This window comes from Pantoea sp. GW821-FHT03E06 (assembly GCF_059420725.1).
The window spans coordinates 3,376,779-3,400,750 of sequence record NZ_JBWKUG010000001.1 but is presented as its reverse complement, the minus strand read 5'-3'; the positions used below and the strand labels follow the sequence as shown (position 1 = coordinate 3,400,750).

Sequence of the window (23,972 nt, the reverse complement as noted above, 5' to 3'; positions counted from 1 at the left end):
AATGACTGGTGGACTATCGATGGAACTGATGCACTCAGGCGCAACTTTTCGCCGTTCGTTTAAGCTCAGCGTTCTCTGTGCGGGCATGGCTTTACTTTACAGTTCTCAACTTTTAGCGGCCAGTGACGCGTTAACCCGCGCGGGGCAGATCACCTCGGCAGGTTTAGCGCAACAGCAAGAACTCCCTTCATTAACCGGTGAGGTGGCCGAACCCGCACTGGCAAACGTACCCGACTTTCTCACCATCAATCAGGCGGTACAGCGCGCTGTCCAGTGGCATCCGGATATCGCCGAGGCCGTGGGCAAGATGCTGGAACAGGCCAATCAGGTTGATGTGGCGAAAGCCAAATATTATCCGCAGATCAGCGCCGGTATGAACAACGGCTACAGCAACGCCTACAGCGAGAAGGGCTTCAGTCCGTCGTTTGTGCTGTCGGTGTCGCAGATGCTGTATGACTTTGGCAAGGTGAGCAGCTCGGTACGCTCCGCCGAAGCTGGCGTGGCGCAGGAGCAGGCCAACGTATTGGTCAGCATCGATACCGTCGCGCACGATACCGCTGCGGCATTGGTGGAAGTGCAGGGTTATCAACAGCTGGTGACAATTGCCCAGCAGCAGCTGGCGGCGCTGAGTAAAATTGGCGATCTGGCGCGGCAGCGTAATGAAGAGGGCGCGGCTTCACTCTCCGATGCCACGCAAACTGATGCGCGTATCGAAGGTGCGCGCACCACGTTAATCCAGTATCAGGCCAATCTTGACCGCTGGCGCGCCACGCTGGCGACCTATCTCGGCTGGCCGCTGGTGAAGAAGGTTAGCGATGATTTCCCCACCAAACTGACCCAATCCTGTCAGGTGGCGAAAGCCGATGACAAGCTCAATCCCTCGGTATTAGCGGCCTGGGCGCAGGCTAATCAGGCGCAGGCCAAGCTCGATAATGCCAATGCGCAGAACATGCCAACCATCTCGCTGGAGCCGCAGGTAACGCACTATCTCAACAATCATTACTCCGGCAGCGAGACGCTGGATCGCACGCAATATTCGGCGTTTGTGAAAGTGGAAATGCCGCTGTATCAGGGCGGCGGTATCACCGCCAGCCGGGATGCGGCAGCCAATGCCTTGCAGGCCGCCAATGCGGCCGTCAACTCGGCGCGACTGAAAGCGCGCCAGCAGCTGAGTGAATCGCAGAACGAGTCGCAAAGCCTGTCGCTGAGCCTCGCGATTATGGGACGGCAGCAGTCGCTGGGCGAGAAAACCCAGTCGCTATATCAGGATCAGTATCTGCAACTCGGCACGCGTCCTTTACTGGATGTTTTGAACGCCGAGCAGGAAGTGTTCCAGACGCGTTTCACCCTGCAGCAAACCATCAGCCAGTTACGCTCACTGCAGCTCGATTGCCTTTACAGCACCGGACATATGCGGTCAGCGTTTGCACTGAATAATCAGCGGATCCAGTCCGTGGAGATCCAGCCATGACGCAATTACAGATTCCCGATGCGCCCGACAGCGCCTCCGGGGGCAACGTGCCCTTACACGGATGGGCCACCGCCATCATCCTGATTGCCACCCATTATCGCTTGCCCTGTTCGCCGGGCATGATCATGGCCGCCGCCGAATGGCAGGGCAAACAGACGCGCGACAAAGCGCTGCGCCATCTGGCGCGTCAGGCGGGTTTATCGCTGCAGCTGTATGAAGAGAATAAGTGGGAGATCACCAGCTGGCGGCTGCCGCTGGCGATAGAGCTGGCCGATGGCCAGGTGGGCGTGATTACCCAGTTTGACGGTGACGATGAAGTGCGCGTGCACTTCGCCGGTGATGAGCAGCCCGCGCCGATTGCGCTGGCAATGCTGCTACCGGAAATCCGCTTTGCCGCCGCGCTGCGTCCGGTTACCGCGGCCAAGGACAGCCGCGTTGATCGCTATCTCGCCGGGGTAAAGCCGGACTGGCTGCGCCGCCTGGTGCTGCACGATCTGCGACCTTACGGCTACGTGATGCTGGGATCGTTCCTGATCAACCTGCTGGCGCTGGTTGGCATCATCTTCTCGATGCAGGTGTACGATCGCGTGATTCCGGCGCAATCCTATCCAACGCTGTATGTGCTGTATATCGGCGTAATTATCTCGGTGGTGTTTACCTACATCCTGCGCGTCGGGCGCGATCACGTGACCGATCTGCTGGGTAAGCGCGCCGATATGCGCGTTTCCGATCGGGTATTTGGTCACGCACTGCGGCTACGCAACAGCGCCGTACCGCGCTCGACCGGCACCTTTATCTCACAGCTGCGCGAGCTGGAGTCGATCCGCGAAATGGTCACCTCCACCACGGTGACGGCGATTGTTGATATGCCGTTCTTCCTGCTGTTCCTGCTGGTGATGGCGATTATCGCGCCGCAGCTGGCGTGGATTGCGCCAGTGGCGGTGCTGTTGATGGTGCTGCCGGGCGTGATGAGCCAGAAAAAGCTGTCAAAACTGGCGCAGCAGAATCTCAAGGAGTCGACGCTGCGTAACGCGGTGCTGGTGGAGAGCGTGCAGGGGCTGGAAGACATCAAGCTGATGCAGGCGGAAGATCGCTTCCTGCAGCAGTGGAACAGCTACATTCGCATCACTGCGCAATCCGGCGTCGAGATGCGCAAGGTAATGCACTCGCTGATCACCTGGGGCGTGACGGTGCAAGGTTTGGTGTATGCCAGCGTGATCGTGATTGGTGCGCCGATGGTGATCGATGGCGATATCACCACCGGTGCGATTGTTGCCGCCTCGCTGCTCTCGTCGCGCATGATTGCGCCGATGGCCACGCTGTGCGGCGTGCTGGCGCGTTGGCAGCAGGTAAAAGCGGCAAAAGGCAGCCTCGATGCGCTGATGAACTTGCCCGTGGAAAACAGCAAGGAGGAGACGCGCATTCACTCGCCGGTGCTGTTTGGTCACTACCAATTTACCGACGCGATGTTTCGTTACTACACCGATTCGCTGACTATCGCGCTGCGCATCAAAAGTCTGACCATCAAGCCCGGCGAGCGTGTTGCGGTGCTGGGGCGCAACGGATCGGGTAAATCAACGTTGCTGCAGGCGATGATCGGCGGCATCGATCTCGTCGGCGGCGAGCTGCGGCTGGATAACCTCAGCCTGCCACATATTGATGTGGCGGATGTGCGGCGCAACGTCGGCCTGCTGACGCAAAATGCGCGCCTGTTCCACGGCACGCTGCGTGAAAATCTCACCCTCGGCGCGGCGCACGCCACCGATGATGCGATCTTCGGCGCGCTGACCGTGAGCGGTGGGGCAGATTTTATTCGTCGTCTGCCGCTCGGCCTCGATCATCCGATCATGGAAGGCGGCACGGGATTGTCCGGTGGCCAGCGCCAGTCGCTGCTGCTGGCGCGCATGCTGTTGCGCGATCCCAATATTATCCTGCTGGATGAGCCGACGGCAGCGCTCGACGATCACACTGAGAAAGAGTTTATTGAGCGTCTCGGTCAGTGGTTGAACGGCCGCACGCTGATCGTGGCGACGCACCGCGCAGCGATCCTCGCGCTGGTGGATCGTGTGCTGGTGCTGAAGGAGGGACAGCTGGTGATGGATAGTCCGAAAGAGAATGCTCTGCCACCGCCGCGCGCCAGTGGCGGCCAGCCGGAGGCGCAAGCATGATAAAACAACTCCCGGCACGACTGCGGCTGGTGACCGCAGCAGAAGTGGATTCCTCCGACGATCTGTTGGGCGAGCTGCGATCCGAAACTCACTACACCGGCGCAGTGCGCCTGATTGTCATCAGTACCGCGTTGATCCTGATTACGGTGATCTGGGCGTGGTTTGGCGTGCTGGATGAAGTTTCTACCGGCACCGGCAAAGTGATTCCCAGTTCGCGCGATCAGGTGCTGCAATCGCTGGAGGGCGGCATCCTGACTGAACTCTATGTGCATGAAGGCGATCAGGTGCAGGCCGGGCAAATCGTCGCGCGCCTTGATGCCACTCGCTCGCAATCCAACGTCGGAGAGAGTGCGGCACGCTATCGCGCTGCGCTGGCTGCGGCTGCGCGTCTGACTGCCGAGGTGAACGATCAGCCGCTGACGTTTCCGGCGGAGCTGGATAAATTTCCCGATCTGAAGGCCTCAGAAGCGCGGCTGTACAAAACCCGCCGTGCACAGCTCGCTGATGCCACCGCGCAGTTTAATCAGTCACTGGCGCTGGCCAACCGCGAGCTGGCTATCACTCAGCGGCTGGCTAAAACTGGCGCCGCCAGTAGCGTAGAGGTGCTGCGCCTGCAGCGTGATAAGTCGGATCTGGAGCTAAAGCTCACGGATATGCGGTCGCAATATTACGTGCAGGCGCGTGAAGAGCTGGCAAAGGCCAACGCCGAAGCCGACAGCATGGGACAAGTGGTGAAAGGGCGTGAAGACACGGTAACGCGTATGACCATTCGTTCGCCGATGCGCGGCATCGTGAAAAACATCAAAGTCTCCACCGTTGGCGGCGTAGTGCCACCGAATGGCGAGCTGATGAATATTGTGCCAATGAACGATCGCCTGCTGATTGAAGCGCGCCTTTCACCGCGTGATATCGCTTTTATCCATCCCGGCCAGCGCGCGGTGGTGAAGATCTCGGCTTATGATTACGCGATTTATGGCGGCCTTAACGGCGTGGTAGAGAGTATCTCGCCGGATACCATTCAGGATGAGGTCAAACCAGAGATTTACTATTACCGCGTGTTTATTCGCACCGATAACGACTATGTGCAGAATAAAGCCGGAAAACACTTCTCCATCAGTCCGGGAATGGTGTCTACGGTGGATATCAAAACCGGTGAGAAGACGATAATGGATTACCTGATCAAACCGTTTAACAAAGGTAAGGAGGCGATGCGCGAACGCTGATTTACGCGGGTCGCCAGGGACGGCGACCTAACCATTTTCTGCCTATTCAAGCCTGTTTCTTCTTCCCTCTTCAGAATAAATCAATCCTTTCAATAAGAACGGCCTCAAAGCTTGCTAAAGGCGACATAACTGTCAGGTAACCGCACTTTTAGCTACGCGCAAAAAGCATAAAAATAGCGCCTGTTCGAATTTTCGACTGATTACACATTACGTCTTATGTATCAATGCCGTCACTGGGATGAAGGGGTTGCTACAGAATCTGCAACACCTTCACACACAGGAACTGGTATGTCTGCAACTCGCGTCTCCGCTGGTTCGGCGCAGAGCGTCGAGCCGATCGCCTCTGTCACCGCTAGTGAGACAGGCTCCATCGGCATATTTTCCTCCGGCATTTGGCGCATTCCGCATCTGCGCACTTTTCTGTCACAGCCGTGTCACAAGCTCTCTGCACGCCGCGCGATACCTGACGACATCACCACCGTTGCGGTGTGGGGCCATCGGCCCAGCGCGCATAAGCCGGTGGAGATGGCGCTGGCGGCGGATAAACCCATCTTGCGGCTGGAAGATGGGTTTATCCGCTCGCTGGATTTAGGCGTAAATGGCGCGCCGCCGCTCTCGATGGTGCTGGATAGTGAGGGCATCTATTACGATGCACGCCAGCCCAGCACGCTGGAGCGATTGATCCAGGATCGTACTGGCAATCAGGCGCTGCATGCTGACGCACAGCAGGCGATGGATATTATCGTGGCGGGGGATTTGTCGAAATACAATCACGCCCCGGCGTTTAGCGCGGGCGAAATGCTAAAGCGCGAAATCGTGCTGGTGGTGGATCAAACCTTCAACGATGTGTCGGTGCAATATGGCAACGCGTGTGCAGAGCATTTTGCTGCGATGTTACAGGCTGCGCTGGATGAAAACCCGCGCGCTATGGTGTGGGTGAAAGTCCATCCGGATGTGTTGCAGGGCAAAAAAGCCGGCTATTTCGCCCATCTGCAAGCCTCTGCGCGGGTGCATCTGATGGCGGATAACGTTAGCCCGCAGTCGCTGCTGCGTCACGTCTCGCGGGTGTATGCGGTGACGTCGCAGTATGGCTTTGAAGCGCTGCTGGCAGGTAAACCGGTGACCTGCTTTGGTCAGCCGTGGTATGCGGGCTGGGGCTTAACCGACGATCGCCATCCTAAGGCGCAACAGCTGGCGCAGCGCCGTGGCAACGCCACGCTGCATGAACTGTTTGCAGCGGCTTATCTGCGTTACTGCCGCTACATTCATCCGGTGAGTGGTACAGCCGGGACGCTGTTTGATGTGCTGAACTGGCTACAGTTGCAGCGCCGTCATCAGCAGCAGCGCCACGGACATTTATGGGCGCCGGGCTTAACGCTGTGGAAATCAACCATCCTCAAACCGTTTCTGCGTACGTCGGCTAATCGCTTGAGTTTTGCGCCGCGCAGCCGTCAGGCCACAGCCTGCGTGGTGTGGGGCGTGCGACATGAACAGCGCTGGCAGGACAAACTGCGCGGGCGGCATCTGCCGATCTGGCGTATGGAAGATGGCTTTTTGCGTTCCTCCGGTTTGGGCTCGGATCTGCTGGCGCCGCTGTCGCTGGTGCTGGATAAACGCGGCATCTATTACGATGCATCGCGGCCGAGCGATCTGGAAGAGTTGCTGAATAACAGCGATCTCACCCCGGCGCAGCGGCGGCGTGCCGAGCAGCTGCACCAGCGCTTAGTGGCAACCAAAATCAGCAAATATAACCTTGGTGCGGAGTTCATCCTACCGGCAGCAGCTAAGGGCAAACGCGTGCTGCTGGTGCCGGGCCAGGTGGAAGATGATGCTTCGATTGCAACCGGCACCTTCGCCATCAATACCAATCTGGCGCTGCTGCGTACCGTACGCGAACGCAATCCTGACGCGTTCATTATTTATAAACCCCATCCCGATGTGCTTGTCGGCAACCGTAAAGGTGATATTGCCGCCGAAGAGGTGGCGCGCTTAGCGGATTATCAGGCACTTGATGCCGATATTATCCAGTGCATTCAGCGCGTTGATGAGTTGCATACCATGACCTCGCTGTCTGGATTTGAAGCGTTACTGCACGGCAAGCAAGTGCACTGTTACGGCATGCCGTTTTACGCCAACTGGGGCGTGACCGTTGACGAATATCGCTCCAGCCGTCGCCAGCGTCAGTTAACGCTAGCGGACCTGGTTTATCAGGCGCTGATTGCCTATCCCACCTATATCCATCCGGTACGACAGAACGCGATAAGCGTGGAAGAGGCGGTGACGTGGCTGCATGAAGCGCCGCGAGCGCAGATGCAGCTTTGCAGCGGCAAAAAAGGCTATGCCATACGGCAATCACGCAAACTGGCGATGGTGCTAAAAGTCGCGCTGCGTAAATATCAATTTTAAATGAAGGTAAGTGATGAAAGGGAATGCCTTTAAAAAACTGATGGCCGGTAAAAAATATCTTTTACTGCAGGGCCCAATGGGACCTTTTTTTAACGATATTGCTGAATGGCTGGAATCTCACGATCGTGAAGCCGTGAATGTGGTATTTAACGGTGCCGATCGTTTTTACTGTCGCCAGCGTAAATATCTGCCTTATTTAAAATCAGAAAAACAATTTCCGACATGGCTGCGCGATACGCATCAGGAATATAATTTCGATACGATTCTATGTTTCGGTGATTGTCGGCCTATGCATTTGGCGGCTAAGCGCTGGGCACAGGCGAGAGGAATTCGTTTTATTGCGTTTGAAGAGGGCTATTTGCGTCCGCACTTTATTACGGTAGAAGAGGGTGGCGTGAATGCCTTCTCATCATTACCGCGCGATCCCGAGTTCTATCGCCAATTACCTGAAATGCATGCGGTGCAGATTGAACCCTTCCAGCCTTCCACCAAGAAGCGCATTGGCCACGCCATGTGGTATTACGCCGTCGGCTGGTTTTATCGCCATGAATTTAAAAACTATCGCCACCATAAGTCCTTCTCTCCCTGGTATGAAGCCCAGTGCTGGGTAAGGGCTTACTGGCGTAAGCAGTGGTACGGCTGGCGTCAGCGCAATGTGTTATCCCAACTGCAGTCCAGCCTGGATCAGCGTTTTTTCCTCGCGGTTTTGCAAGTCTACAATGACAGTCAGATTCGCAATCATAGTCCGTATGAAGATGTGCGCGATTATATTAATGAAGTGATCTTTTCATTTTCAAAGGGCGCATCGCGTGATGCGTTTTTAGTGATTAAGCATCATCCCATGGATCGCGGGCACCGCTTATATGCACCTCTGATTAATAAGCTGTGCAAAGATTATGGCGTCGCGGGCAGAGTCATCTATGTTCACGATTTACCTTTGCCTGAACTGCTGAATCATGCAAAAGCCGTTATCACCATCAACAGTACCGTTGGCATCTCGGCATTAATCCATGGAAAGCCGCTAAAGGTCATGGGCAACGCGTTTTATGATATTCAGGGATTAACCTATCAGGGACAGCTGAATCAATTCTGGAATGCCAGCTTTAAACCGGATATGGGATTATTTAAGAAGTTCAGAACTCATATCATTGCTAATACGCAAATCAATGCGGTTTATTACGGTGGTGATAAACCGCGTCGTGAAGGGGAAAGGAGTGTGGTCTTCAGGGAGATGAATGAAAGAATGGATGTGGTGTGATTGCAGGGAACGTAATCAGAATTAAAGATAAAGGCGCAAAGTATTGCGCCTTTATAATATAGGTGGGGAATGGATGCTTTCTAACTTATCGTTGCCAGGGAATCGGCTTGTTCACTTAATGAACTATTAAGACTGTCGGCCAGTTTATCTTTTTCTGAAATAATCAGTTCAACATCAATATTCGGCCACGCGATACCAATTTCTGCATCATCCCAACGGATACTGCGCTCATGTTGTGGTGAGTAATAGTTGGTTGTTTTGTAGAGAAACTCGACACTCTCACTCAGAGCCATAAACCCATGCGCAAAGCCTTCGGGTATCCACAGTTGGCGTTTATTTTCCGCGCTGAGTATTACCCCCACCCACTTGCCATAGGTTGCAGATCCCTGGCGGATATCCACCGCGACATCAAACACCTCGCCAACAGTGCAGCGCACCAGTTTACCCTGAGCCTGTGGGGCTAATTGATAATGTAATCCGCGTAATACACCCTTTCTCGATTTCGAGTGATTATCCTGGACAAAATTGACGGGGCGACCGACTGCGTTTTCGAAAGCTCGCTGATTGAAGCTTTCGCAAAAATATCCGCGGTCATCGCCATATACGGTGGGTTCAAAGATGATCACTTCTGGTATTGACGTTTTAATAATCTTCATGCTTATTTTTCTTAATAAGTTTTAATGCAAGTGGTGCGTTAGCGAGTTAAGTCTTGTTCTTAAGAAACAAGTTCTGAAACAACACGCGCCACATCGCAACGCCAGTCAGGCAGGGTTACAATAAATGCCTGCTGGAATTTTCTGTTGGATAGTCGTGAATTTAACGGTCTTCTGGCCGGAGTAGGATATTCAGCCGTTGATATACTGGTTACGGTATTTATCTTGATGGCTGTATGATATTTTCTGGCCACGCTAAACGTATATTTTGCATACTCTAGCCATGAACATTCACCGCTAGCGACCAGATGATAAGTACCATATTTAGATTTATGCTGTATCTCATCCCGAATAGCGATGGCGGTACAATCAGCGATTAAGCTTGCGCTAGTCGGTGCGCCGATTTGATCGTTGATAATCGATAAACTCGATTTTTCATCAGCAAGTTTTAGCATCGTGCGCAGGAAGTTCTTTCCACGGCTGGCATACACCCAGCTGGTACGAAAAATAAAGTGGCGCGGATTGTGGCGAGCAATGGCGTGTTCACCGGCCAGCTTAGTCTGGCCATACACATTGAGTGGTCCGGTGGCTTCATGCTCTTTTCGGTAATGGTCGCCGCTGCCATCGAAGACATAATCTGTAGAGTAATGCACCAACAAAGCGCCAAGCTGGGCCGTCTCCCGCGCCATAACTTCCACACTTTCGCTATTTACCAGCAATGCGGATTCCCTATCCTGTTCTGCAGTGTCTACCGCCGTATAGGCCGCGGCGTTAACCACCACATCAGGCTTGAGAGAGCGAATGGTATTAGCAATATCTTCAGGCTGGGTGAGATCGCCGCACAGCGCTTCATGGTGTCGATCAACGACCGTCACGCTCCCCAGAAGAGAGAGGGAACGTTGCAGTTCCCAAGCCACTTGTCCGCTGCGGCCAAACAGTAAAATATTCATACCGATCTCCTACTGCGTGGCGGATTCTAAGGCGATAAGCTGGTGCAGATAGCGGCCATAGTCAGATTTTTGCATCAGCTTAGCCTGCTTTAATACCTGTTCCTGATTTAGCCAGCCTTTATTGAAGGCAATTTCTTCCAGGCAAGCGACTTTCATTCCCTGCCGCTTTTCAATGGTATGAATAAATTGTGATGCTTCATTGAGACTGTCGTGGGTGCCGGTATCCAGCCAGGCGAAACCACGGCCTAATAATTCCACTTTCAAATTACCCTGTTCCAGGTACATTTGGTTTAACGTGGTTATTTCAAGTTCACCCCTTGCTGAGGGCTTAACCTGTTTAGCCATTTCAACCACATGGTTATCGTAAAAATAGAGACCGGTTACCGCGTAATTTGATTTAGGCTTGACGGGTTTTTCTTCTATCGATATCGCATTGAATTCAGGGTCAAATTCAACGACGCCAAAACGTTCAGGATCAATAACAGGATAACCAAATACCGTGGCTCCGCAGTTTAAGCTGGCCGCGCTCTCTAGTTTTTTACCAAAACTTTGTCCGAAGAAAATATTATCGCCCAGTACCAAAGCGCAGGAATCATTACCGATGAAATCCTCACCCAAAATAAATGCCTGAGCTAAACCATCTGGAGAGGGTTGTACTGCCCATGATAGTTCTATGCCAAATTGCTCACCAGTGCCCAGCAAGCGTTTGAAAGAAGGCATATCTTCCGGTGTGGTGATGATCAGAATTTCTCTAATGCCAGCGAGCATCAAAACAGAAATCGGATAATAAATCATCGGTTTGTCATATACCGGTAATAACTGCTTGGATACGCCCTGAGTGATAGGATAAAGGCGGGTGCCAGAACCTCCGGCGAGAATGATACCTTTCATCTTAATTTGTTTCCTCTGGCAAACCTAAGCGTTCGCCTGAATATGAACCGTCAATAACACGTTGCCACCAGGTTGGATTATTCAAAAACCACATCACGGTTTTCTCAATGCCACTTTCAAAGGTCTCTTCCGGTTGCCATCCGAGCTCATTAAATATCTTGCTGGCATCAATCGCATAGCGCATATCATGGCCCGGTCGATCGGCCACGTAAGTAATGAGATCCGCGAAGTGTTTAATCCCTGCTGGTTTTTCCGCAATATAATTATCCAGGATTGAGCAAATCTCTTTTACAACATCGATATTCGCACGTTCGTTATGTCCGCCGATATTGTAGGTTTCGCCAATTGCCCCCTCGGTTGCCACTTTAACCAGCGCGCGTGCGTGATCTTCGACATAAAGCCAGTCACGGATTTGCATACCATTACCGTAAATCGGTAAGGGCTTACCCGAGATGGCATTTAATATGGTGAGTGGAATAAGCTTTTCCGGGAAATGGTAAGGGCCATAATTGTTTGAACAATTGGTAATTAATACCGGGAAATTATAGGTGCGATTCCATGCCCGTACCAGATGATCGCTGGCGGCCTTTGATGCCGAATACGGGCTGCTGGGCTGGTAAGGGGTAGTTTCTGTAAAGAGGTCATCCACACCATGCAGATCGCCATAAACTTCATCAGTAGAGATATGATGAAAACGAAATTGCTCTTTCAGCGCGGCAGGACGCTTACCGTAATATGCGCGGGCTGCTTCCAGTAAACAATAAGTACCAACAATGTTAGTCTGAATAAAGGCATCGGGTTTATCAATTGAGCGATCGACATGACTTTCAGCCGCTAAGTGCATCACAATGTCAGGTTGATGCTGAGCAAAGATGCGTTCCAGCTCGTGCTGTTGACAAATATCAACGTGTTCAAAGTGAAAACGTTCATTTTTGGCAACGTCACTGAGGGAATCGAGATTACCTGCGTAAGTTAGCTTGTCGATGACAATAACGTGATGATCAGTATTATTGATTAAGTGTCGTGCAACGGCAGAGCCAATAAAACCCGCACCGCCAGTGACAATGAATTTCATTTCGAAATAGCCTCAAGAGACTCTGCGTACAGAGTAAATTAAATATGAACATGCTATCGCTCTGGCTTAGAGCTGCCAGAGCGCTTAATAACTATTAATAGGATGGATAAGGCAGAAATCAGCGGGTCAGGTATCTGCTCAAAAGTTCAGCGTATTATACGCAATCAGTGAAAATTGAAATTGCATAAGACCGTGCAGAGTTGCCGGTATTTCACTGAGTAGATAAGGGTGATCATAAGTGGGAGTATGGCGTGATTATCTAACTCGCTGAATACAAATGAAAATATTTAAAGATTCGTTAATGTCTGAGTAAACGCCAGGGCATTGTTTGCCAGATGTTGACGTTTTTGATCGGAATTAACCAATAGCGTCAGCGTTTCTACCCACTTCTGTGGATCGTTATTCAGCAGCACGCCATTGATATTTTGCTCGATAAAATCACTGTAGGGTGCGCAGTTACTATATACGCCCACCGCGCCCATGCGGACGAAATCGTAAAATTTCACCGGCCCGCGTGCCTGGTTAAATTCTGATGCCAGCAAAGGAGCCAGGCCAATATCGACATGATGATGAAGGGTATAATCCAGATAATTTTGCCAGCTCATCGGATGCAGGATCGTCACTCGAGGCAGGTCACGGAAGAGTTTATAGATTTCGTGCTCGCCAAAAATTTCGAAACTGGCTTGTGGGCACGCCGTGAGTACCCCCTCGATCACTTGCCGCAGCCAGTATTTTTCCGCCTGATGCGAGCGAGAACCATGGTAGGAAATTTTCACGGGTTGCCGCTGCGTACACGTTCGGGATAGGGGCAACGGCGCAATTACGTCTGGCTTAAGATGCGCATATTTGTTCGCCAGAAACGGTGTTGAAACCCAGATAGTGTCGCAGTGTTCGGTGATCCAACGATGCTGGGACGCAGAGCGGCGGATTATTTTGGTTCGATAAGCTTTGGGCAGGGCTTCTAATGCTGAAGGATCAAACAGGTCATCATCCATAAAATAGATAACCTGCGAGAGCGCATCGATATTACGCTCGATTTCGCGTTGCCATTGCTGGGAAATAAAGCGGATAACCACGATGGCGGCACCCTTATCAAAGGTCATCGCCGGCGTCGTTAACGTATCTACTAACTGGCACTCTGCTGCGGGAAAGCGACATTTTATTGCCTCCGCAAAATACGCCAGCGTTGGCGAATCTCCCTCATGCAGAATTAATAATGAGCGGCATTCAGACCAGGCATCATGTTGATTGTCGATACTCTGCTTATTCAACCTTAAGTAGGGTCTAAAGAGTGCTTTTCTGATTAACTCATCCATGGGAGCACCACGTTGGGAGCATGACTTAAGGAGAAGTCAGGACGGTCATAGCTCAGGTTAGGATTGTAAGCAGGGTCGTGTTTTAACCGCTGCGCCCAGCGTTTTTTCATATATCGCAGTTCACGTTGTGCACGCGCCAGCTGGTGCGGGGTGGCATCTTTTCCGCGAGATACTGATTCATGATGATAAAGTTCAGCAAACGGTGTCCACACGATCCGTTTCCCCGCTTCACCCACGCGCAGACAATAGTCTACGTCGTTAAATGCCACTGGCAGATTAACTTCATCCAAACCGCCCAGATCGAGGAAGAGCTGGCGATGGGTTAACAGGCAAGCAGCCGTCACTGCCGACAGTTCCTGCGCGCATACCGCTCGGCGCTGATAACCGGGTTCATCGGCAGCCAGGCCACTGTGAAAGTGGTCGGCGCAGCCGCCTGGTCCGACGGCATCCCCTGCATGCTGAATACGTCCATCGGCGTAATAGAGTCGGGCACCGACCACGCCCACGCCAGGGCGCAGAACATGTGAGACCATCTCATCCAGCCATAATGGGTTGAGTACTTCGGTGTCATTATTGAGCAGGCAAACAAGTTCACCGGTTGCCTCGCGCACCGCAGCATTGTTGATAGCTGAATAATTAAACGGCTTATCCCAGCGAATAACCCGTACGCCATAGTCCGAGCTGATCTGCTCCAGATAAGCAAGAGTAGCAACATCGTCGCTCTGGTTGTCCATCACCACCATTTCGATATTAGGATAGCGGGTCTGCTGCGCGACACTTTCGATGCAAGCTTTAAGGTGCGTCAGGCCGTTGCGGGTGGGAATAATCACCGAGACCCGCGGCAAGGTTGCTGGCAGTGGCCAGCGCCAGCGACAGATACCGTGAGGAGCAGCTTCCACGACAACCCCGGCCGGGAAAGCGGATAACTGACGCGCAAGATTTTCATAATCATCAGGCTGTTGCGCGGCAGCAGGCAAATGCATTAACAGCGCGGGAATATGTGCAATATGAGAAGTCTCATGCTGGCTGGACAGCTGCAGCCACCAACCATGGCACTCTCCCTCATTTTGGGGGATGTGTGATGTGCCGTCTTCGCGCCACATGCCGCACCAGCCGATATAGTTTTGACTCTGCAGCAGCGTCTCATTCCAGTCCGGCTTAAAATTTGGCGCATTACGCTTACCTTTGTCATCCAGCAGATCATGATCGCCGTAAATCCACTGCGCATTAGGCGTTTGCCTTAGCTGATGTGCCAACCAGACGAGAGCTGCAGGAGCCAGCTCTGCCCCCATTGGGATCGTCCATTGCCATTCACCGGTAGGTCTGTTGGTTTGCGATGGCGTCGCACCATGTTCAACCACAGTGACGAGATCTGTCGGGTAGCAAAGCGCTGCAATGCTGGCCAGTGTGCGCCGACGAGCCGCGTTATCGTTGCCGTTAACCAGATGCAGACAGACACGGGGAAGGGTGTTCCAGCGAGCAAGCAGGCGTTCAATGGCCCGGCGCTCGCCGTGCTGTATTAGATCAAAATTGGCCAGCCAGTGTTCGTAGGCGTGTAGCGGTTTGTCATCGCGAATCTTACCCACCAGATCATAGGCCTGCTGCAAATCGGTAAACCATAAATGCCAGCTCAGCCCCAGCCGCCTCCGCTTGTGTGCGGTCAACCGCTGATAAAAAGGCCATACCCGACGCAACCGGCGCCACAGGCTTTCTTGTGAAGATATGCGTGCAAGGCGGATAACCTCAAACTGGCAATCCGCTCCTTCGCTACTGGCAAGCAGAAACAGCTGGTTAGCTCCCATTGGCAGGAAGACCATTTCCTGTAAGGTGCCACGGCGTGTGATCGGCAGAATCTGCTCGTACCATATTCCCCGGCGACACTGCCAGCGCAGTCGGGTTTCTCCGCGCGGTTGATGGGTGCGCAGAGTTCCCTGAATAAGTAACCAGCCAGCGCGCGTTGACCAGGAAGTGGGTAGCGCCAGAGGCTGCCAGTGGCAATTATGCATATGAGAATTCACGGACCGGGAGAGGGAAGGCCGCCTCCGGGCTCCTGTTGAAAGGTGATTCGGGAATATAAAAGGTGTGGTGCAGCTCAACCCAGCAAGGTTTTCATTCGCTTACCCAGCCAGGATGGCTTTTTCTGCGGTATTTCTTCGGGCAGGGCATCCAGTAGCTCTTGTAGCCGCGCCATTTCCGCTTTCACTTTGGGTGCCAGTGACGCTGCAAGTAAGCAGGTTTCATCATTGCGGTCGTGGGCTTTGAAATAGGCTTTATGTTTAACGCGATTAGCTGTGGCCGCGCTGCCGCGCAGGTGCTTGCCGAGCAGGAACTCCTCCAGGGATTTGACGGCGTAGTGGTTAACGCGCACGCCGTCCCAGATGACTTCGTTACTCACTCCGTAACTGTGTTTGGGATGAGGAACCAGATCATTTCCCCGCGCATCGATATAACGGCCATAACGCAGATTAGCAAAGTGAGGGTTATGGAAATGATTGATGCGCTCCGGCCTCACTACACTCTTGAAGTTATGGTGAACGTTGAATTTTAGCGGCGCACGCTTGGTAAAGCGTTCTGTAACCAATCCTTCGTTAGCAAACACTTCTCCACTGGAGCCAAAGTTAGACCAGTTAAGAGCAATAGCGCTAACACTGTCATCCACGAAGCGCGCACCAAAGAATTCGGGTAAATTTATGTCCGTTGATAGCGGTAATAAAAATTCATCGGCATCGATAAAGGCCAGCAAATCAATATCGCGGGAACAGCTCCGCAAAATGCGATCGTAAGCCGGTATCTGCGGTTTTTGATTATCGAGATTAGGTTGATCGAATACCGTGACCACTCCCAGGCGCGCCAGGGAGGCGAGTAGTTCTCTGCTTCCGTCACGACTTCCGTTATCGGCGATAATAAAACCCGTTACGCCTAAAACGCGATGCCAGGCTATCCATTCAAGTAAGCCTGAGTATTCATCTTTTATGATGGCTGCAATATATAGGTTCAAAAGGTTATCCAATTTTTTGGTCGAACCCTGTACTAGCACAAGGTGAAAATTTTTTCATATACAGGAGTAAAGTTATAATCTGCAAACCAGACTATTTAACTATCAAAGTTAAGCACCAAAGTCTGCAGGATCGATAAGAGCATATTTATAGTGAACACGCAGTTAAAGTGAGAGTGGTTTTTACAGGCTATTTTTAATTGACACTATTGTATCGTGATGTTTACTAATGCGAGTAAAACTATATGGCACAAATAATTTTAACGGCAAGGAAATTAATTATTTCGGAGCGACCCAGTATTTGTGATGTTCTGTTGACTGAATTTCTTTCACTTCACTGCCAACAATCCGTTCAGCTGTGCGAATATCTGCGACGAATCGATCAAAATCACCATTAACCAAATCAATAGCCACTTCATCAAAATGAGACCAGGTAACATCGCCAAACTTAACATGTTTTTCGATCATCTTAGCACCAGCAGCTACCGCCATCATTGAACACATGCTTCCAATATCATGGCTTGAAAAACCTGGTATAATACGCGATTCCTTCTTTGATAAGTTATAATAGTGCCTAATCACTCCAATTTGAGTGTCTTCTTTTGGCGTAGGATAAGCAGAAGTGCACTGTAAAAGATATATGTTTTGAGCGTTATTAAAATTGCTAAGGATAAATCTCTCATATTCCTCGTCAGTGTAACCGGTTGAGATGACGACGTTATTAGTAAAGTCCTCTGCTACAGCAGTTAGATAATCTGTATGTTCAGATATTGTAGAGGGCAGTTTAATCATATCAGGCTTAAATTGCCTAATGAAATCATAAGATGGCATATCCAAAATTGATGCAAACCAACCGATATCAATTTCTTTGCAAAAAGCATCAACAAAAGAAAATTGTTCTTTGTTCAGTTCAATACCATGCCTGTATTCTCTAAACGTTGTGCCAAAAGGAGAATTGTATAAAGAGTCTAATTTTTCCTTACTGTAGAAACTTTCAACGTCGCGTTTTTGCAGTTTTATATAATCGGCACCCGCACGCTTTGCTGCAATAATCATCGATTTAAGGCGATCCATATCACCAAAGTGATTGGTAGTGATTTCAGCTACAACTTTGACGCTAAACTCCTGTCTAGTATCTTTTTTTAGAATGTTATTAGGTAATGTCACGCCGTTACAGCGGGAAGAAAATACCTGATTAAAGGCCTCAACAGAATAGATACTATAGCTCTTATTACCAACGTGATTGATATTGATTTTCAAACGAGACTTTTCAGCCAAAAGCATTTTTAATAGTTGCTCTTGACTGCTAATGATACGCTCCTGATACTCAGGTTCAGCATGTTTAGAAGCAGAAGGGATTTTACTAGTAAAACCATCTTTAGCAGTAAAGTCAAAACCAAGGAGATAAACATTTCTCTTTTTAGTTTCTTCTTTTGAAATAATATTTGCAATTTTCAATGCTGATATAACAATTGCGCTTTCAACATGGATGGTATCTTCAAAGAAACGATGTAGTAAGAAATCAGCGGTTTCTGGTGTATAAGGAACATATTCAGCGTGAATACTGTTCGCTTCTGGTGGTAAAACTCGGTCTGAAATATAAAGTTTACATTGCGGAGCATTCTCATCAAAGATATCAAGTACCCAACCGTGATGGAAAATGGCTATATCACCAGGGTAAATAATTTCTGAGTCATTAGTGTTAATTACAATGCAGTCTTTAAGCAAAGAGAGATCAATTTTATCAATACTAGGACCTTTACCAATAATGACAATGTCACGCTCTTTTTTATCAGCGATTATGCTTTTTAAAATTTTGTTCATACATCTATCTCATTAATTTTTTTGTTATGCTAATTTTATATTTTTGAGTTGGGAAAAGAATCTGACCATGATATTTTTCGCCATTTACCATTGCTATGCACCCATGCTCAAGTGCAAAATTCAATCCTGGCAATATATCCCAACAATTCACACCTTTTACGTTTTCAAAACTGGCATAAGCACCACGCACTGCGGCAAGCATGTTATACATTGAACAGCCAATAATACGGTATTCAAACTCCTCTTCGAGCTGTAAGAGGTCCTGCTTAGTCAGGGATGAAGACAAACCTCTAATACGCGAACGATGGTGAATTGATGGCATGCCGGTAATATGGAAATCATTCAGTTCTGGTAAATAAATACAAGACTCTTGATGTACTCCGTCAGTGTAAATACTTATTCCTACACCCCATTCCTTGAGGCCGGAGACAAAATTTTCAGTGCCGTCGATAGGATCCAATACGACATAACTTCCTTGCTCGTACCAAATGAAATCATCATATGGAGCAAACTCTTCAGAAATTAATATGTGATGAGGGAGAGTTTTATTAAAGTATTCGAGTGTAAGATTTTGAACAAAAATATCGCCTTCGCTAACATAGCTGTTATCAGACTTTAAAGTAAGGCTTCCTCTTAATGAAATTATTTTATCAAGATTCTTTCTAATGATTTTAATCATTTCACTACAATGTGTTTTCATTTTTTACTACGCATTTTTTAATGAGTGGGAATAAACGGCATCGACAATATCGAAATCAATTGGGTTGTTAACATCAAGGCTTTCAATTGTAGATACTTCAATCAAATATGGATTGTCACCGATCCTGGTATTACGTTGTAAAATAAGGTCATTTGTATATATATATAATCCAGTTGTTTCTATGAATATCGGCTCTAAATCTTGTGTTCTTGGCACTGCAGCTAAATCGTAATTCTTAGGTACGCCATCTTGCCAAATAAACTCTTGCATTTTGTGCACGGTTAGTGCTGAGTCATGATTACCTGACTTCACTTTTTTAACACCGGTCTGAATGCTTAGAGCCGTGATAAAGGGGGCGGTTGCATGTGCCAGAACATAAAAATCAGCTTGAATGTCACGAGCAAATGAGGTTAATACTTCATTAATTTTTGTCGTAGATAGGTCAAGACCGGTTGAACGTTTTAGAAACTTTACTCCGGAGGGCAAATACTTAATCACTGATTCATCACTACAATACACATAAATCTCATCGATATTTTCAACCTTTTTTAAGGTGGCTAAGATCAGAGATAATAAAGGTGTGCCGTCACTCAATAGCTTGGTATTTTTATGTGGTAAACGCTCGTTATTTAACTTTAAAGGGACAAATGCTACTGTTTTATTCATTTTACCATCTCTTCTCAATAATTTTTTGTTGGCCTAAATGCAAGAGTAATGCATCATATATTTTTTCCCATTCAATATGATAACTCGTTGAATCCGGCCTTAGTTCGCCATCATTAACATCGGTGATATATTTTTCAGCTATATGTAGTGCATTTTTATGAATATGCTCATAACGTAAGGGGCGGAAACTATTACTTATATGAGTTACGCATGGACGGCCACAAAAACGAGAAATGTTTATTGAACCTGTGGCATAATTAACAACTGCACAATCAACAAATGAACCAATGCGAATTTTCTTGTCAATTGTAGAGCCAATTAAATTAATTGTAGCTATATCAGAAGGTATTTGCTTTTTTATTTCTTCAATAATAACATTATCGCTTTCTGTTTCAACTTTATCGCGTTGAAGCGGAACCAGAGTGGACGTCCAACCATCAAAAATTACTGCCATGCCTGGGAAAGACTCATATAACCTATTTATTATATTTGCATATCCATCCACCTGTTCTAACCATGCTCGTTTCTGAGCTGTGATGCCTATCCAGATAATTGGGAAGTGTTTTTTTAACCCATGTATATCATCGTAAATTCTAATGTCTTTAACATATGTATGTATTTTTTTGTCCAGATTTTGTATTTTTTCAACAACAATTTTTTCTTTAGCTCCGTTGCCAAATAAAGCACCTATTTTGATTATTAATGTTCCCTTTTTTTCAATATGATTAAGATATTCAGGAGCCACGAATTTAGCACTTTGTCTTGAGTTGTATATTTTTGGTGCATCAATGAATGAACACTCATTCAGTGTATAAAACTGGACGTCTTCTTCTATTTTTTTTGTATGCTGGTATATTGTTTCGAGACCTAGCATTCCATCATACATAAAATGATATGGGCGGCCATGTCCAACAAGAAATCCCGTTGAATTTATTAATCCGGGCTGAAAGTGATTACTGCCATTTAATATGATGTTAATTATCACTGGTATTTTACATTCGGAACCGTGACAAAAAGAAAAGTAAACGCCTTTCTCGGGGTAATAAATGCCGTCAATTGAAGTGACATGTTGATGAATGATGAATCTCATGCCGGATTTATTTGTGCAAAAAAGAAATACATTCCCGCCATGAGTTTTAGAATTATGTATTGTGAAACTAATCTTGCTTTGATGGCAATTTACGTAGCCATTATCTGAGTTATAAAGCGCAATGATAAATTCATCATTACTTACTGCTGTCTGTAATGATTTCACGTGACTGCGTGTAATTGCTGAGTTGCATTGATGAAACGTATGAGGGAAATAAGTTTTTATAAACGGAATGATAGAGGTTAAATCTATAGTGTTAATTGGTTTTTTGGTGGGGCTCTTGATATTTTGAATGAAGTGAATAATATCTCCATCTGAAAAAATATTTAAATTATACCAAGGTAACTCTTGTCCTTCTTTGACGATAATTACAGTTGCTTTTATATTTTTTATAAATGGTATTCGAATAGAAAACCCGACTTGCATTACTTCTTCTGGGAGTAGTATGTCGGGTAGTAGTGCTTTAAAGACATCAGGCCTGGAAACACTAATCGTTTCATAGTCTTTGTGATTCTGACCTTCATTTATTCTAATGATGACTTTTATGTTATTCTTTAAGGGGTCTTCAGGTAACACCCAACCATTTATAAATATATCACCATTATCATGATATCCACATTCTGGATTGTCTAAAGATGCTTTTAATTTGCCAGGTTTTTCTGGGTCGATAAGGTTAGCTTCAATATAGTGCGCCATAAGGTGTTTCTCGCTTGAATAGATTTTTACTTAAGCCTGTTTATTAATTGAATCATATGGTGATGTGTTTAGCATCAATGGCTTATGTCATTTTATGAAGTTGCCAATCAAGGAAGGTGATTTTTCTTTCTAATAAATTATTTTAATGAAGGTTAAAGAAATTACTTTCTTAGAGAGAAATCTTCCCTGGTGTTGGTGAGGTTATTACTGTAATAGGGATCAATATTAAGCAGTTTTCCCCATTTTTTTTTCATAAAATTCATTTCGTGAGTGAATCGTGAAAGTTTCTCAGGAGAGTCCTCTGAACCACGACTTATTGACTCGTAATGATAGAGTTCTGCATAAGGAGTCCAAAGGTTTCGATATCCTGCTTCTCGCACCTTGAGACAAAAATCTACATCGTTAAATGCTACTTTAAGATTTTCTTCATCAAGCCCATAGACTGTATCAAAAACGTCTCTACGAATAATCAGACAAGCAGCTGTAACCGCAGACAATGTCTGAGTTAATAATAAACGACTGAAATAACCTGGATGCTGACGTGGGTAATACTTATGAGAATGACCTCCTACACCACCAATCCCAAGAATTACACCTCCATGCTGCAAGGTATCGTTACTGTAATAAAGCTTGGCGCCGACGCAACCTATTTCAGGACGTAGACAGTGGCTCACCATTTCAGTTAACCATTCGGAGTTAATTACTTCCACATCATTGTTCACAAGGCCAATAATAGTGCCTTTGGCATGGGCAACGCCAAAATTATTAATCGCTGAGTAATTAAAGGGATGGTCATATCTGAGCACTTTGACGCGGTGATCTTCCCGTTGAATCTGCCTGAAAAATTCCAGTGTTTCGATTTCGACACTGCCATTATCCAAAATGAGGATCTCAAAATTAGTGTAGGTGCTTTTTTCAAGAATACTGCGCACAGCTGTCTCGGTCAGTGAACGCCTGTCCCGTGTAGGAATCAGTAAACTAACCAGAGGGGCTGTTTTAGGTATTGGATAACGAATCCGGTAAGTATTTGCTACCAGTCCGGCTTCAACTTTTACTCCCGGTTGCTGAGTGGCAAAGTAGTCGCCTAATGCTTTGATACCAGCATCGGTGGTATAGCTTTTCTCGCCTGAGGCTCGGGCCGTTGAACCTTCGATGCTTCTCCAGTGATAAAGTACTCGAGGAATATGTACGATTTGCTCATTAGACACATGTGGCAGACAGCGCAGCAGCAAATCATGATCCTGACTTCCCTCTACTCCCAGGCGAAATCCACCAATTTTTTTGAGGAGGCTTCGGCAATATACCCCCAGATGAGAGACATAATTCTGTGAGAAAAACAGATCCGGGTTCCAGTCGCTCTTAAAATGGGGATCAAATCGTTCGCCCCGTCCGTTCAGTTTATCTTCATCACTGTAGAGGATTTGTGTTTCTGGCTGATCGCAGATTGCTCGAGCCATAAACAATAATGCATGCTCGGGAAGAGCATCATCATGATCCAGTAATGCGACATATTCGCCGGTAGCAATATCCAGCGCACTGTTTGATGCCGCTGAAATATGGCCATTCTGTTGACGATAAACTACTTTAATACGTGTATCTTTGGCTTCATATTCACGCAATACACGTAGGACATGTCCTTTAGGTGATTTATCATCTGCAATACATAACTCCCAGTGCGGATAACTTTGCGCGAGTACTGAATCCAAACAGGCTCGCAGGTATATTTCCGCTGGATTATATACTGGTATAATCACCGAAATTAAAGGTGGCTTTTTCATTTCTGCAAGTAAAGAATCAACTTCTGAGATATTTGGAAGAGATGGTGTTTCTATGTTTTCAATCCACTCTTCATAGTCAACGGAAGAGAATGATATAGTGAAGGTTTCATTATAGAGTTCCACCAAACGATCTAACAATAAGGCCTCACCCTCTGAAATTAATGCTTCTTTTATGTGCGTTAACTCCATATCTCGGTAATTTTGATGCTCATGTTGAATCCGAGATAATAATTCTTGTTCAACACAATTGTCCTTTACTGCTATTATCTCAAACTGATTTATAGAAAATATGCATTTTTCCTCAAGTGGGTCAAACCTCAATGCTAAAAGAGGTGAGTCCAGATAAAAAAGGCGACTGGCAGAAGTTGAATTCTTGTAAGGTAAAAAGATGGTTTCCAACTCATTAAAACCTTTTCCTGTATCAAGATACAACTTTGCCAGCCCCTGTTTTTCTGAAGATTGCATAGTGAGGTTAAGTTGATACCAGCCTCTTCCCATTCTTTTTTGGTGGGTTAAATCAATGATAAAGTAGGGGTCGTCACCTTCTGACTTCCAGCTATATAAATTTATAGGGTCTACTGAAAGTTGATTTAGAGCAATGTAAGGCAGATCGATTCCGGTGGGTGGTAAAGTAAGTGCTGGCTCTGAAACCCATTCAGAACAAGGTTTACGTCCCAATAGTTTGCCATATCGTTTGAAATGTTCTCTTGCTGGCAATCCCGTCTGAATTACATCGCGATAAGTTTTTAAATACCATTCCGCATCAAAATTCGTAAGGGATTTTTCTGGGTTTAATTTAGTTGTCACTGTTA

Annotated in this window: 17 protein-coding genes; 5 read left to right on the top strand and 12 right to left on the bottom strand. The window is 47.8% G+C overall.

Annotated features, from left to right (window positions below):
- The first annotated feature begins 19 nt into the window (after positions 1 to 19).
- The 5 genes from AC07WB_RS15805 to AC07WB_RS15785 all read left to right on the top strand — a co-directional run bounded on the left by AC07WB_RS15805 (position 20) and on the right by AC07WB_RS15785 (position 8,526).
- Positions 20 to 1,471: a TolC family outer membrane protein gene (locus tag AC07WB_RS15805; protein ID WP_494940817.1), complete on the top strand. Its 1,452-nt coding sequence runs from the start codon at positions 20 to 22 to the stop codon at positions 1,469 to 1,471.
- The gene (locus AC07WB_RS15800; RefSeq protein WP_494940816.1) at positions 1,468 to 3,639 is read left to right on the top strand and encodes a type I secretion system permease/ATPase; all 2,172 of its coding nucleotides are present in this window, start codon (positions 1,468 to 1,470) and stop codon (positions 3,637 to 3,639) included. The genes AC07WB_RS15805 and AC07WB_RS15800 overlap by 4 nt, the downstream gene beginning before the upstream one ends.
- Complete coding sequence (locus AC07WB_RS15795) at positions 3,636 to 4,862, top strand: HlyD family type I secretion periplasmic adaptor subunit (RefSeq protein ID WP_494940815.1); 1,227 nt, start codon at positions 3,636 to 3,638, stop codon at positions 4,860 to 4,862. Before AC07WB_RS15800 ends, AC07WB_RS15795 begins: the two co-directional genes overlap by 4 nt.
- Before the next feature lie 288 nt (positions 4,863 to 5,150).
- Positions 5,151 to 7,268: a capsule polysaccharide biogenesis protein gene (locus AC07WB_RS15790; protein WP_494940814.1), complete on the top strand. Its 2,118-nt coding sequence runs from the start codon at positions 5,151 to 5,153 to the stop codon at positions 7,266 to 7,268.
- Between the two features lie 13 nt (positions 7,269 to 7,281).
- Complete coding sequence (locus AC07WB_RS15785; protein ID WP_494941081.1) at positions 7,282 to 8,526, top strand: capsule polysaccharide biogenesis protein; 1,245 nt, start codon at positions 7,282 to 7,284, stop codon at positions 8,524 to 8,526.
- Positions 8,527 to 8,606: 80 nt separating this feature from the next.
- Here the strand turns inward: AC07WB_RS15785 and rfbC are convergent, their stop codons facing one another.
- The 12 genes from rfbC to AC07WB_RS15725 all read right to left on the bottom strand — a co-directional run bounded on the left by rfbC (position 8,607) and on the right by AC07WB_RS15725 (position 23,967).
- On the bottom strand, positions 8,607 to 9,182 hold the full coding sequence (rfbC, locus tag AC07WB_RS15780; protein ID WP_097096114.1) for a dTDP-4-dehydrorhamnose 3,5-epimerase: 576 nt from the start codon (positions 9,180 to 9,182) through the stop codon (positions 8,607 to 8,609).
- Positions 9,183 to 9,241: 59 nt separating this feature from the next.
- Positions 9,242 to 10,129 (bottom strand): dTDP-4-dehydrorhamnose reductase, encoded by an 888-nt coding sequence (gene rfbD / locus AC07WB_RS15775; RefSeq protein ID WP_494940813.1) that lies wholly within the window; start codon positions 10,127 to 10,129, stop codon positions 9,242 to 9,244.
- Between the two features lie 9 nt (positions 10,130 to 10,138).
- Positions 10,139 to 11,020 (bottom strand): glucose-1-phosphate thymidylyltransferase RfbA, encoded by an 882-nt coding sequence (gene rfbA, locus AC07WB_RS15770; RefSeq protein ID WP_097096116.1) that lies wholly within the window; start codon positions 11,018 to 11,020, stop codon positions 10,139 to 10,141.
- A 1-nt stretch (position 11,021) separates the two neighbouring features.
- On the bottom strand, positions 11,022 to 12,095 hold the full coding sequence (rfbB, locus tag AC07WB_RS15765; RefSeq protein WP_494940812.1) for a dTDP-glucose 4,6-dehydratase: 1,074 nt from the start codon (positions 12,093 to 12,095) through the stop codon (positions 11,022 to 11,024).
- A gap of 287 nt (positions 12,096 to 12,382) precedes the next feature.
- Positions 12,383 to 13,411 (bottom strand): glycosyltransferase family protein, encoded by a 1,029-nt coding sequence (locus tag AC07WB_RS15760; RefSeq protein ID WP_494940811.1) that lies wholly within the window; start codon positions 13,409 to 13,411, stop codon positions 12,383 to 12,385.
- Entirely contained in the window at positions 13,399 to 15,417 is a 2,019-nt protein-coding gene (locus AC07WB_RS15755) for a glycosyltransferase family 2 protein (protein ID WP_494940810.1), read from the bottom strand. Before AC07WB_RS15755 ends, AC07WB_RS15760 begins: the two co-directional genes overlap by 13 nt.
- An 86-nt stretch (positions 15,418 to 15,503) precedes the next feature.
- A complete protein-coding gene (locus AC07WB_RS15750; protein WP_494940809.1) occupies positions 15,504 to 16,409 on the bottom strand; it encodes a glycosyltransferase family 92 protein in 906 nt (301 codons plus the stop codon).
- A gap of 276 nt (positions 16,410 to 16,685) precedes the next feature.
- Positions 16,686 to 18,230: an N-acetylneuraminate synthase family protein gene (locus AC07WB_RS15745; RefSeq protein ID WP_494940808.1), complete on the bottom strand. Its 1,545-nt coding sequence runs from the start codon at positions 18,228 to 18,230 to the stop codon at positions 16,686 to 16,688.
- Between the two features lie 4 nt (positions 18,231 to 18,234).
- A complete protein-coding gene (locus AC07WB_RS15740) occupies positions 18,235 to 18,909 on the bottom strand; it encodes an inositol monophosphatase family protein (RefSeq protein ID WP_494940807.1) in 675 nt (224 codons plus the stop codon).
- A gap of 27 nt (positions 18,910 to 18,936) precedes the next feature.
- Positions 18,937 to 19,596: an acylneuraminate cytidylyltransferase family protein gene (locus tag AC07WB_RS15735; RefSeq protein WP_494940806.1), complete on the bottom strand. Its 660-nt coding sequence runs from the start codon at positions 19,594 to 19,596 to the stop codon at positions 18,937 to 18,939.
- A gap of 1 nt (position 19,597) precedes the next feature.
- Positions 19,598 to 21,382 carry a hypothetical protein gene (locus AC07WB_RS15730; protein ID WP_494940805.1) on the bottom strand — a complete coding sequence of 595 codons (1,785 nt, stop codon included), beginning with the start codon at positions 21,380 to 21,382 and terminating at the stop codon, positions 19,598 to 19,600.
- Between the two features lie 161 nt (positions 21,383 to 21,543).
- Positions 21,544 to 23,967, bottom strand: coding sequence for a glycosyltransferase family 2 protein (locus tag AC07WB_RS15725; RefSeq protein ID WP_494940804.1), 2,424 nt, complete (start codon positions 23,965 to 23,967; stop codon positions 21,544 to 21,546).
- Positions 23,968 to 23,972: the final 5 nt, after the last annotated feature.